This is a genomic window from Niveispirillum fermenti (assembly GCF_052474395.1).
In genome coordinates this window covers 644,115-655,947 of the sequence record NZ_CP156681.1, presented here as the reverse complement: position 1 = coordinate 655,947, position 11,833 = coordinate 644,115, and the positions used below count along the sequence as shown (strand labels likewise).

Below are 11,833 nucleotides of genomic sequence, written 5' to 3'. Positions count from 1 at the left end.
CCGGAAACTGGACATCCTCAGGGCGCCAGATCAGGGGCGGTACAATTTCAATGCCCCGCCGTTGCGCCGCTCGTGCAAAATAGTATCAAATCGGGGGTGAGCTGCTGAGGCGATCGAGGCATTTGGCGACAGCAAACAGGCATGCCTCTCGCCCCTTGGCCGCGGCGAACTGTACCGACAAGGGCAGCCCCGTATGGGATAGGCCGGCAGGCAGGACGATGGCTGGCCAACCTGTCAGATTGAAGACGGTTCGGGCCTGCAGGCCGTATCCCCGGGTAATCGCGTCGTCGTCGTCGAACCGGGCCGGGACATCCATGCTGCTGGCTGTCATCACCACATCGCAGGCCGCGGCAGCCTCCGTCAGTGCATCGGTCAGCACTGCCTTCTCCACACGCGCCGCGTCCAGTCGGCCGGCCTCTATGCCCAGGCCCGGCAACAGGGCGGCGCGGGTGCGGGCGGCGAAAATTCCGGGTGCGTTACGCAGGCGGTCGGCATGGATTGCGGCGGCTTCGGCCTGCATGATCGTCAGATTGGCGGCCGCGAACCGGGTCAGTGCCGGAACGTTGATCCCGGTGACGATGCAGCCTTCCGCCGACAGGCGATGTGCGACATTCTCCAGTGCTGCCGCCACCTCTGGTGTCGCCGGAATGTCGCGTTCATGGAAGTGGCGGATGAAACCGATGCGTAACCCCTGGACCGACGGCAATGGGGGTACAGGATCGCCGGACAGGACGGAGAGCAGCAGGAGCGCGTCGGCCACGTTGCGGGTCATGGGGCCGGCATGGTCGAGGCTGGGGGCCAGCGGGAACACGCCGTCCAGCGGCACGGCGCCGTAAGCGGGCTTCAGTCCGACAATGCCGCAGCCGCTGGCCGGATTGCGGATCGATCCCGCCGTATCGGTTCCGATGGCGGCGGGCATCAGGCCGGCGGCTACCGCTACGCCCGACCCGCTGCTTGACCCGCCGGGGTGGTGATGGCGGTTCCAGGGATTGCGGGCGGGCGGGAAGGGCAGATCGAAGCTGGGGCCGCCGATGGCGAATTCGTGGGTCGCCAGCTTGCCCATGATAATGGCGCCCGCCATCCGCAGTCGCGAAACAAGCGCGGCATCATGCCGGGCGATATTGCCCAGCATGAAACGGGAATGGCAGGTGGTTGGCTGGCCTGCGACATCGATGATATCCTTGATGCCGATGGGCACGCCATGCAGCGGTCCCATCGGCCGCCCGGCCTTCAGTTCCGCCGTGGCGGCTCTGGCATCTTCCAGCACCTGCCGGCGATCCAGATGCACGATGCTGTTCAGCAGCGGGTCAACGCGATCGATCCGGTCGATCAGCGCTTCCACCAGCCGCAACGGCGTCAATGTTCCCTGGCGATACGCGGCCTGGATGCCGCCAATATCCAGCCAATGCGGGTCGATGACGGCCATGGCGGTCAATCATCCAGCGCCTGGCCGCCATCGGCCGCCGGAGCGAACAGCCGCGTTGTAGTGAAGTCCAACCCGACCGGCGCGCCCACGACCGGTGCGTCGGCGACCGCCACACGAGCGGTCAGGGTGCCGCCATCCTGCCGGTCGATGAGCAGCAGCGATGCATCGCCCAGGAATTCCACGGCGCGGACCCGGCCCTGCGCCATTGAGGCGGCGGGCCCGGTCAGCCGGATGGCTTCCGGCCGCACGCCCAGAATGGCGGGTCGCGTCATGTTGCTGTCGGCAGGCACGACCATACCGGGCGCCGTGAACACGCCGCCGGACAGTTGGCCATTAATGAAGTTCATGGGCGGCGCCCCCAGGAAACCCGCCACGAACAGGTTGGCCGGGCGATGATAGACATCGGCCGGTGTGCCGATCTGCTGGATACGGCCCTTCTCCATCACCACCACCCGGTCGGCCATGGTCATGGCCTCGACCTGATCATGGGTGACATAAATGGTGGTGATGCCCAGGTCGCGCTGCAGGGCGCGTAACGTGGAGCGCATGGTGCCACGCAGTTTGGCATCCAGGTTCGACAGGGGTTCGTCCATCAGAAACAGTTTGGCCTGGCGCACAATGGCGCGGGCCAGGGCCACGCGCTGGCGCTGCCCCCCCGACATGGCAGCGGGGCGGCGTTCCAGATAGGGGGTCAGTTCCACCCGCTCGGCGGCTTCCGCCACGCGCCGGGCGCGTTCCGCCTTGGGAACACCGGCCAGCTTCAGCGGATAGCCGATATTCTCCGCCACCGTCATATGCGGATAGAGCCCGTAATTCTGAAAGACCATGGCCACGTCGCGGTCGCGCGGCTCCAGATGGGTGACGTCGCGGCCATCAATGCGGATGGTGCCGCCGGTCGGTTCGTCCAACCCGGCGATCATTCGCATGGTCGTGGTCTTGCCGCAGCCGGATGGGCCCAGCAAGACAAGGAATTCACCGTCGGCAATGTCCAGCGACAGCGGGCTGACAGCCGTGACCGCGCCCCAGCTCTTGGCGATATTGTCCAGATGGACGGTGGCCATGTGTTTCTCCTCTGCCGGGTCGGCCGGATCAGCGTGACGAACCTGCGGTGGACCCGCCGGTGAAATGTTTCTGGATCAGAAGGGCAAGCCCGATCATCGGCAGCATGACCAGCAGGCCGGCGGCTGACAGGAAGTGCCAGAAGTCCCCCTCGTCGGTGGTCAGCATGGACAGCGCGATGGGCAGCGTCACCGCATCGCGCGAGGTCAGGATCAGGGCGAACAGGAACTCGTTCCAGGCCATGATGAAGCAGAAAATGGCCGTGGTGATGATGCCGGGCAGGGCCATGGGCACCACCATGTCGCGGATGACGCGCAGCGATGCGGCCCCATCCACGCGGGCGGACTCCTCGATCTCGATGGGAATGCCGTCGATGAAACCCTTCAGCATCCAGACTGCGAACGGCATCATCATGGCCACCTTGATGGCGACCAGCGCCGTCCTGGTGTCGAGCAGGCCCAAATCGCGGAACAGCAGGAAAAAGGGCAGCACCACGACCACCGAGGGCAGGAACTGCGTCGACAGGAGCGCGAACAATATCAGCCGCTCGCCCGGCAGCCGGTATCGCGACAGGCTGTAGGCGGCCAGGAGGGCCAGCGGAATGGTGATGATCACGGCCCACAGCGCCACGATCAGGCTGTTGGCCATCTTGTGATAAGCCAGGAAGGGCGCATCGGCGATGGCGCCGAAATTATCCAGCGTCGGCGTGAACAGGATGCGGAGCTGGAAAATGTCGACCAGCTGCTTGAAGGCGCCGGACGCGATCCAGATGACCGGCAACAGGATGGCGAAGGCCATGAAGGACAGGAACAGGCCGCGCAGCAGCGGGGTCGCCTGCGGGCGCCGTGCTGCCGGGTTGGGACGGGTGATCGTGGCCATCAGCGTGCATCCCGTTGGCGGGCGGAGGATTGCAGCAGGATCTGCCGCGTGTAGAAGAAGACCAGAGCCGCCATCGGCAGGACCAGCAGCCAGGATAGGGCGGATCCATAGCCCAGGTCATAGAAGCGCATGCTCTGGGTATAGATGTAATGGCTCAAGGTCTGGGTGGCATGGCTGGGGCCGCCATTGGTCAGCAGAAAGACCTGATCGAACATCTTCAGGCAAAAGATGGTCTTCAGCACCATGGCGACCAGCAGCACCGGCTTCAGACAGGGCAGGGTGACGTCGCGGAACACCTGCCACGGCGTGGCGCCATCGACGCGCGCCGCCTCCTGCGCCTCCCGCGGGACGGTGCGCAGCCCGCCCATGATCATCATGGTCATGAACGGGAACCAGCCCCAGGCATCGCACAGGATGACCACGACAAGGGCGGCGACCGGATCAGCCAGCCAATCCACATGTGCCAGTGGTTCCCAGACCAGGCCCAGCAGCGCCGGCACCACGCCGAAATCGGCGTTGAACATGTAGCGGAAGGACATGCCGATCAATGCCGGGCTCATGGCGAAAGGCAGGATCAGCAGCACGCGCATCAGCCTGGTGGACCGGCCCGGCACTGACAGGGCCATGGCGAAGGCCAGCGACAAGGCCGTGGTCAGGATCACGCTGGACAGCGTGAACAGGCCCGTGACCATGGCCGAGTTCCAGAATAGCGGGTCGGTCAGCGCGCGTTCATAATGCGCCAGCCCGATGAATTTGGTCGGTCCCGGCGCCCGGTTCAGGCGCCAGACGAACAGGCTGCCCATCAGCGATTGCAGCAGCGGAAAGGCGGCCAGGGCCATGACGATGGTCAGGGCCGGCGCCACCAGCAGATATTTCAGTTTCTTTTCGATCCAGCCCATGGCGTCACCCGTCGATGTCCAGGCCGCCGCGGCGCAGCGTGGCGGTTACATCCCGCTGCGCCCGCTCCAGCAGCCGGTCGATATCATTGCCGTTGGCGGCGCGCGTGATCATGTTGGACAGCGTCTCGCCGATCTCCGGCCAATCGGCTGTCTGTGGACAGACGCGGCCCGTCTCCAGCGCCTGCGCGGCCAGCGCCAGCGTGCCGCCATTGGCGGCGCTGATGGCGGGATCGGCCAGGTTGGCGCGCTGCACGACGATGTTATTGTCCAGCGCCTGCCCTGAAACCTGCTTTTCCATGGCGTTGCGTCGTTCCAGGTCCGGGTCGGCCAGCCATTTCAGATAGGTCCAGGCCGCTTCCTTGTGCCGGGAGTAACGGTTGATCGACATGGGGAAGACATTGGCATAGGCGACCGGGGGCCGTCCCGCCGTGGCCGCCGGCATATTGGTGAAACCGATCTGGTCCGGTGTCAGGACCGACCGTGACCGGTCCATGAACTGTCCGATATTCCAGGACCAGAGCGGCGACATCGCCGCCTTGCCCTGGGCGAAGGAGATGGCGGCATCCTTCTCCACGAACGATACGGCGCCCCGGTTGGTGATGGTGTGGCGGCGATGCAGGTCGATATAGAAACGTGTGGCTTCGGCGACCACGCCGCTGGTCAGCAGGGGCGTGCCGTTGGGGGCGAACAGGTCGCCGCCGGCACTCCAGATCAGGGACAGCCACACGAACAGGTTCTGCTGGCTGCCATCATTGCCGTAATACAGGTTCAGCGGCGCCACGCCGGGTTCGGCCTGTGCCAGAACCTTGCCGGCCTGGACCACGTCGGCCCAGGTGGCGGGGGCCGGCAGTCCGTGCCGGTCGAACAGGTCGCGGCGGTAATAGAAGGTCTGCGCCGCACCACGGACGGGCAGGCCGGTGATCCGGTCGCCATCACGGCAGGCGGGATGGAAGGCCGCCGGATAGCGATCCAGCCCCAGACCGTCGCGGGTCATCATCTCCGTCAGATCGGCATACCAATAGGCATTGGCCGGTCCCCAGGCATCCATGTAGGTGACGATATCCACCGTGCCGTCATGGGCGACGCCGACGGCCGACACCTTCTGCTGCAGGTTACGGAACGGGGTGGTGAGATACTCCACCTCGATGCCCGTGGTGCGCGTGAATTCCGGCGTGCGCAGTTCCAATCCCCGGAACTGTGACGCCGCCACGACCATCACGCTGATCCGTGACCCGGCCAGCGCGCGGCCCCGCCGGGGCAGGGCGGCCAGCATTCCCGCCGCCAGCCCGCCGGCCAGCAGGCTGCGCCGGCTCGGGCCCTCTTTTGTCCCCACCATCCCATCCTCCTCCCCCACGGGCCCGGCCGGTTACACGCCCAGCGCGTTGACGGGGGCATGCACCTGCATCAGCACGGAGATTTCATCCCAAACCGTCCATTCCTGCACGATCAGATCGCCCTCGAAACGGAAATGGCTCATGCCCAGGATGGAGATCGGGTTGCCGCTGGGCGAGCCGAACATGCCGTTGCCGGAATGGGTACCGTTCAGTGTCCAGCGCACCGCCGCGATATAGCCGTCGGTTTCCTGCACGTCGCAGAAATGGTCGAAGCTGATCGAAGCGTTGGGCATGGTGGCCAACAGGCGGATGATCTGCCAGGTGATGCCGTTCAGCCCCTGGATGTCCCGACCGGGGGCCGTATGGACATAGGCGTTGGGGGCATAGAATTCCTTCAGCCGGTCCAGGCGGCGGGCATTCCAGATCTCATGGAACATAACACGCAGCCGTTCTTCCGCCGACACGCTGGTAGCCGGCAGATAACGGGAGGTGGGCAGGCGCTGGCCGGGCTCGCGCTCCGTCAGGCCATGGCGAACGGGATCGCTGCCGCGGGCCACCTCCGCTGCCGCCATCTTCCTGGCCACCTCATGCGGGTCCAGGCCGATCTGGCGGACCAGGGCGCCGTTGTCCCGCACCAGCCATTCCCGGGTGATGCGGTTGGCCACCGATTCACAATCGGCAATATGGCGGATGCTGACCTTGCGGCCCGTGGCCGGGCCATAGGCGGACGGACCCAGATTGGTCATCCGGCTCTGGCCCAGATGCGAGGTGTAGAAGCCCTTCCGGTCATCGCCACACCAGGCCACATTCACCAGACGGGAGGAACGGTCCGGGAAGGACTGCATCATCTGCAAGGTGCTGGCCACCACATCATCCACCCCGGAGGAAGTGCCGTAGGGCGTGTGAACCAGGCAGGCCGGATCGTAATGATCATAGATCAGGCCGATGCCCTTCTCCGCCCAGATGCGATGAGTGCAATAGGCGATATAATGGACGATATCGGAATAGCATTCCTGATAGCCGTTCAACGATTGCCGCCGATCCGTCCGCGGGCTCAGCAATTCGTTGATATCGATGTGCCGCACCCGCGACACGCCGTTCGTGGCGCTGGCTGTGGCCCCGCCCGGGATGCCGCGCGCCAGCGCCGTGGTTGCGGGTTTGGCCACTGCCTCTTCTCCGTCCGCCATAGGTCGTTCCTGTCGATGGGTCGGCATCGCATGCCGTGGAGAGGGACGATAAAGGCCTGTGAATGCGTATGCAATGAAAAATTCAAAAACTTGAAAGCCTGATCCGATGCGGGCTGGGAAGGGCGGCTTGATTGGCGTATTGATGAAATAGGCCATAATTTCCAAGGGAGATATCATGGAACGCGAAAAGGGGCGGGGGGAGCGGGCACGCCCGGCCGAGAAGCCGGCGGGTGCCGTCACGGCCCAGGATGTGGCCAATTTTGTCGGCGTTTCCCAGGCAACGGTGTCGCGCGCATTCACGCCGGGCGGAAAAGTGTCGGCGCCGTTGCGTGAACGGGTGATGACGGCGGCGCGGGAGTTGGGGTACCAGCCCAACATCCTGGCCCGCGGCCTGACCAGCGGCCGGTCCAATCTGGTCGCCATGCTGATCGAGGCGCGGACCAACCTGCTTTATCCCGAACTGCTTTATGAGGTCAGCGAGCGGCTGGCCGAGCAGGGATATCACGTGCTGCTGTTTACCACCGGCGCCGACCGTTCCATCGCCGATGTCGCCGACCGTATCCTGTCGCACCGTGTCGACGCGGCCCTGACCACGGCCGCCATTACGGCCGAACTGGCGGAACGGTTCGATGAACGGGGCATTCCGCTGGTGCTGTTCAACCGCGTGCTGGAGGCGCAGGCATCCGCCATCTGCTGCAATTACCGGGAGGGCGCGCGCTCCATGGTCGGGCGGCTGCTGGCGGGCGGACATCGGCGGTTCGGGATCATTTCCGGTCCTTCCAGCTCTTATATCGGGGAAGAGGCGGTGGCCGGTGCCGTGACGCGGCTGGCCGCCGCCGGCATCGATGACCCCGTCATTGTCCGGCTGCCCTATGTCTATAGCAGTGCCGGGCCGGCGCTGGATCAGGTGAAGGCGGCCATGGGCGGGCTGCCCGACGCGCTGGTCTGCGTCAATGACGCGGTGGCGCTGGGCTGCATAGACCGGCTGCGGGCGGAGGGGATTGGCGTGCCGGACAAGGTTTCGGTGACCGGGTTCGGCGTGGTCAATCCCGCCCAGGGGCTGAATTACCAGCTTACCTTCACCCGCCAGCCTGTGGAACGGATGGTGGCTGCCGCTGTGGATCTGCTGCTGGCCCGGATTGAGGACCCGACCCTGCCGGCAGAGCAGCGCTTCTTCTTCGGGGAGTTCCAGGCCGGTCGCACGGCACGGCTTGGTTAGCATGCGAATGCATGAACTATATATATGATATTAAAAGGAAAAATGAGTATATTCAAGAATCTTCCGGAATTTTGATGCAATATCATTGCATGCGCAGTCATTTCAGATTAGCGTTCAAGCCATCGCAGTGATAAATGCCGAATGGCGAACAGAGGGGACTTCGGGGATGTATAATCAGATGAACGCTTCCATCCAGACCAGCCGCCGCGCCCTGCGCAGCCGTTGGCTGGCTGGCCTTTCGGGTCTGGCGCTGACGATACCGGCGGTTCCGGTGCTGGCGCAGTCCCAAGATGGCGCGTCGTCCGGCATTGTGCTGGAGGAAATCATCGTGACGGCGCAACGCCGGGCGGAGAACCTGCAGGATGTTCCCGTGTCGGTAAGCGCATTCACCGCCGCCGCCATGGAAGAGCGTGGCCTGACCGATATTTCACGCCTCGAAGGGGCGGTGCCGGGCTTCAGCTTCGCCCGGTCGGGCAGCGACGCCCGCCCGTCGATGCGGGGCGTGCGCACCGACAATGTCGCCATCAATGGCGATACCACCATCGGCTTCTTCATCGATGGCATCTACCAGTCGCGTTCCAGCCAGGCCATGGCCGGCTTCGTGGATATCGCACAGCTGGAAGTGCAGCGCGGCCCCCAGGGCACGCTCTATGGCCGCAACACGTTCGGCGGCAACATCGTGCTGACGACGCAGGCGCCTGAACTGGGTGTGCTGGAGGGGGGCGCCGACCTGACGCTTGGCTCCTATGGCAAGATCAAGACCGAGGGCTTCATCAATGTGCCGCTGGGCGAAAACGCCGCCTTCCGCGTGGCCGCCCTGCGCGATGAAAGCGATGGTTGGGTGAAGAACGACAATCCCGCCGGCAGCAACCTGTTCGATGATGACAGCAAATATGTGCGCACCTCGTTCAAGGTGGAGCCGGCGGAGAATTTCACCCTGACGGCACGGGCCGATTACAATGAGCAGGGTGGGGCCGGCGGTTCGGCCTTCGGCTACAAGCAGCGCGGCACCTATGTCTATGGCCAGACCTGCCAGCCATTGTTCAATGCAACACCCGTACTGGTGAATGGCCGACCCGGCAACCGCGACGGCATCGCCGATTGCACGACGTCGGCCGGTGTCGGCGTCGATCTGGGCGTGCCTATCTACAAGTTCGACGATCCCTATCGCATCGACACCGATTACAAGACCTTCCTGGATCTGGAGAAATGGTCCACCTCACTGGATCTGGCCTATGAACTGGACGGGGTAACCCTGAAGTCCATCACCGGCTATGTCGATTTCGAGGCGGTGCGCACGGCGGACAGCGATTTTTCCGGCAATACCGTCGCCATCGACGCCTCGCTGACCGCCGCCAAGACCTTCAGCCAGGAAATTCAGGCCTTGTCCAACGGTGACGGGCCGCTGAAATGGGTCACGGGCCTGTATTATTTCCATGACAAGCTGGAAGGCGCATTCATCAACCAGCAATTCGCGCGCATCATTCACACGCCCAACGGTGTGCTGAATCTGCCCCCGGCGTCGGGTGGTACCTATGACGCACAGCGTGCGACCACCAAATCGCTGGCCGGTTACGCCCAGGCCTCCTATCAGGTGATGGAGAGGCTGAACCTGACCGCCGGCGGCCGGTACACCCGCGACCGCAAGGATTTCGCCTTCGCCAATGCCAGCCTGATCCTGCCGCTGCTGACCAGCCCGACGGGCGTGCAGACGCCGGATACCAGTGCCATCACACTGGACATGCTGCGCCGTATTCCCGACAGCTCGTTCGGCACGCGCGGCACCACCAACTGCACCTTCGCTGGTGCGGCCCCCGGCTTCGCCTGCGCACCCTACAACACCAATGTGCTGACGGGGGCCTCATACAATCCCAAGAACTTCAAGGAATTCACCTATCGTCTGGCTGCCGACTACGAGGTGGCCGACGATCACATGCTCTATGCTTCCTATTCCACGGGCTTCCGTTCCGGCGGCTTCAATTCCGGTCAGGCGGCGGCGGGTCTGGCCCCCACCTTCGATCCGGAAACGGTCAAGGCGCTGGAGGTCGGGTCCAAGAACCGCTTCCTGGATAACCGCCTGCAGCTCAACCTGTCCTTCTATTACAACTGGTACAGCGACCTGCAGGAACAGCGCGCCGTGCCGGTGGGCGGTTCCACCATTTCCGGTGTGTTCAACGCCGCCCGCGCCCGCACCTATGGCCTAGAGACGGAACTGCAATGGCAGGTCACTTCCGATTTCAGCCTGACCGGCACCCTGTCGCTGATGGATGCGGAATATACGCGCTTCCCCGATACGCCGCTCTCCTTCGGTACGACACTGTTGCTGCCCAACGGTACCCGCATCTTCGCGCCTGGCTATGATTGTGGCCTGGTGGCAGGCACGACGGGCACCTATGGCTGCGACCTGTCGGGCAAGGAAATCCCGCACCAGCCGAGCTGGACCGGCTCCGTCACCGCCAAATACGGGATGGATGTGGGGAGCGAGGGCCGGTTGACGCCGCTGGCCACCGTCACCTTCTCCGATGGCTATTACGGCACGCCGTTCAATTCCCCGATGGATTACCAGAAGGGCTACGCCAAGATCGACCTGCGCCTGATCTGGGATGTGAACGACCAGTATCGCCTGCAGGCCTTCGTGGACAATGTCACCGACAAGGCCGTCGCCAACCGCTACGTCTATGGCGCCGGTGCCCTGCAGGCCAGCTACGCTCCGCCGCGCCTGTGGGGTTTCAAGGGCAGCGTCCGCTTCTGATCTCCAACCTTATGGGGCGGTCCGCTGGCCGCCCCGTTTCCTTCCTCAACACGGCCCACCGGAGGGCCCGAACCTGATGTCCATTCCCGATGCGGCCTCCCTGTCCGCCCGCCTGGTCCGCTATGCCGACCTGCGCCCCTGCACGACGGCCTTCATCGATGCCCGCACGCCGGGATCGAACCGGAAGGAGAATTTCACCATCATCGGTCCGGGCGTGGCCGAAAACCCCGACCAGCATGTCCATATCGGCGAACCGCACGGTTTCAATATCGGTGGTGCGCGGCAGCCGCCACATTGTGTGAATTCACAGCACAGCCATGAAACGGCGGAGGTGTTCGCCGTCTTCTCCGGCACCTGGGCCTTCACCATGGGCGTGGACAAGAAGGACAGCACCATCATCCTGAAGCCGGGCGATGTCATTTCCATTCCAACCAACTGCTTTCGTGGTTTCGAGAATGTGGGGACCGACACGGGGTTCCTGTTCGCCGTACTGGGCGGGGACGATCCCGGCCGCGTGACCTGGGCACCCGACGTGATCGAGCGCGCACGCGGTCACGGGCTGGTGCTGCTGGAAAATGGCGCGCTGGTGGATACGGCTGCCGGGCGCACCGTGCCACCGGGTATGCGACCCGTGCAGCCACTGCCGGCGGAAGCCCTGTCCAGCTTCGACCGGATCGATACCATCGCCCTGGAAACCTGTGTCGTGCGTGCCGACCGTGCCGTGCCTCAGGTTGCCGGTGCCGGTATGCCGGAGGCGGCTCTGATCGGGCCGGACGCTCCGCTGTCCGGGCCGCACGGTTTCATCCTGCGCCGCCTGGTCCTGACGCCCGGCGACGGCACCGACCTTCATGCACGGGCGGAGGTGGAGGTGCTGTTCGTGATGTCCGGGACGGCGGCTTTGCGCTGGGACGGCGGCGAACTGCATCTGGGGCCGGGCGACACGTTCAGCGTGCCAAAGGGCCTGATGCACAGCCTGCACCAGCAGGGCCAGGACGATTGCATCCTGCTGGCCGTGCGTGGCGGCGACACTCCGCTACCGGTTCTCGCGGCCTGATATCCGGCGCATGAATGAAAAGGA

The 11,833-nt window shown here is 64.4% G+C and carries 9 protein-coding genes; 3 read left to right on the top strand and 6 right to left on the bottom strand.

What is annotated here, in order from left to right; genetic code table 11:
* Positions 1-85: 85 nt before the first annotated feature.
* Genes ABC728_RS14495 through ABC728_RS14470 form a run of 6 tightly spaced genes read right to left on the bottom strand, consistent with a single transcriptional unit; the run spans position 86 to position 6,784 of the window.
* Entirely contained in the window at positions 86-1,426 is a 1,341-nt protein-coding gene (locus tag ABC728_RS14495) for an amidase (protein ID WP_416619050.1), read from the bottom strand.
* Between the two features lie 5 nt (positions 1,427-1,431).
* Positions 1,432-2,487, bottom strand: a complete 1,056-nt coding sequence (locus ABC728_RS14490; protein ID WP_416619049.1) for an ABC transporter ATP-binding protein — start codon at positions 2,485-2,487, stop codon at positions 1,432-1,434.
* A gap of 28 nt (positions 2,488-2,515) precedes the next feature.
* Entirely contained in the window at positions 2,516-3,364 is an 849-nt protein-coding gene (locus ABC728_RS14485) for a carbohydrate ABC transporter permease (protein WP_416619048.1), read from the bottom strand.
* Positions 3,364-4,263 carry a carbohydrate ABC transporter permease gene (locus ABC728_RS14480; RefSeq protein WP_416619047.1) on the bottom strand — a complete coding sequence of 300 codons (900 nt, stop codon included), beginning with the start codon at positions 4,261-4,263 and terminating at the stop codon, positions 3,364-3,366. Before ABC728_RS14480 ends, ABC728_RS14485 begins: the two co-directional genes overlap by 1 nt.
* Before the next feature lie 4 nt (positions 4,264-4,267).
* Positions 4,268-5,599 (bottom strand): ABC transporter substrate-binding protein, encoded by a 1,332-nt coding sequence (locus tag ABC728_RS14475; RefSeq protein WP_416619046.1) that lies wholly within the window; start codon positions 5,597-5,599, stop codon positions 4,268-4,270.
* A gap of 30 nt (positions 5,600-5,629) precedes the next feature.
* Positions 5,630-6,784: an ester cyclase gene (locus ABC728_RS14470; protein WP_445376580.1), complete on the bottom strand. Its 1,155-nt coding sequence runs from the start codon at positions 6,782-6,784 to the stop codon at positions 5,630-5,632.
* A 175-nt stretch (positions 6,785-6,959) separates the two neighbouring features.
* Between ABC728_RS14470 and ABC728_RS14465 the strand changes: the two genes are divergently transcribed.
* From ABC728_RS14465 to ABC728_RS14455, 3 genes are all read left to right on the top strand, one after another.
* Complete coding sequence (locus ABC728_RS14465) at positions 6,960-8,003, top strand: LacI family DNA-binding transcriptional regulator (protein WP_416619044.1); 1,044 nt, start codon at positions 6,960-6,962, stop codon at positions 8,001-8,003.
* Between the two features lie 178 nt (positions 8,004-8,181).
* Positions 8,182-10,755, top strand: a complete 2,574-nt coding sequence (locus ABC728_RS14460) for a TonB-dependent receptor (RefSeq protein WP_416619043.1) — start codon at positions 8,182-8,184, stop codon at positions 10,753-10,755.
* Between the two features lie 76 nt (positions 10,756-10,831).
* Positions 10,832-11,809, top strand: coding sequence for a cupin domain-containing protein (locus ABC728_RS14455; RefSeq protein WP_416619042.1), 978 nt, complete (start codon positions 10,832-10,834; stop codon positions 11,807-11,809).
* Positions 11,810-11,833: the final 24 nt, after the last annotated feature.

Bases quoted from the DNA above. Each gene is read 5' to 3' on its own strand.
- ABC728_RS14495 (WP_416619050.1), bottom strand. From the start codon at position 1,426: ATGGCCGTCATCGACCCGCATTGGCTGGATATTGGCGGCATCCAGGCC.
- ABC728_RS14490 (WP_416619049.1), bottom strand. From the start codon at position 2,487: ATGGCCACCGTCCATCTGGACAATATCGCCAAGAGCTGGGGCGCGGTC.
- ABC728_RS14485 (WP_416619048.1), bottom strand. From the start codon at position 3,364: ATGGCCACGATCACCCGTCCCAACCCGGCAGCACGGCGCCCGCAGGCG.
- ABC728_RS14480 (WP_416619047.1), bottom strand. From the start codon at position 4,263: ATGGGCTGGATCGAAAAGAAACTGAAATATCTGCTGGTGGCGCCGGCC.
- ABC728_RS14475 (WP_416619046.1), bottom strand. From the start codon at position 5,599: ATGGTGGGGACAAAAGAGGGCCCGAGCCGGCGCAGCCTGCTGGCCGGC.
- ABC728_RS14470 (WP_445376580.1), bottom strand. From the start codon at position 6,784: ATGGCGGACGGAGAAGAGGCAGTGGCCAAACCCGCAACCACGGCGCTG.
- ABC728_RS14465 (WP_416619044.1), top strand. From the start codon at position 6,960: ATGGAACGCGAAAAGGGGCGGGGGGAGCGGGCACGCCCGGCCGAGAAG.
- ABC728_RS14460 (WP_416619043.1), top strand. From the start codon at position 8,182: ATGAACGCTTCCATCCAGACCAGCCGCCGCGCCCTGCGCAGCCGTTGG.
- ABC728_RS14455 (WP_416619042.1), top strand. From the start codon at position 10,832: ATGTCCATTCCCGATGCGGCCTCCCTGTCCGCCCGCCTGGTCCGCTAT.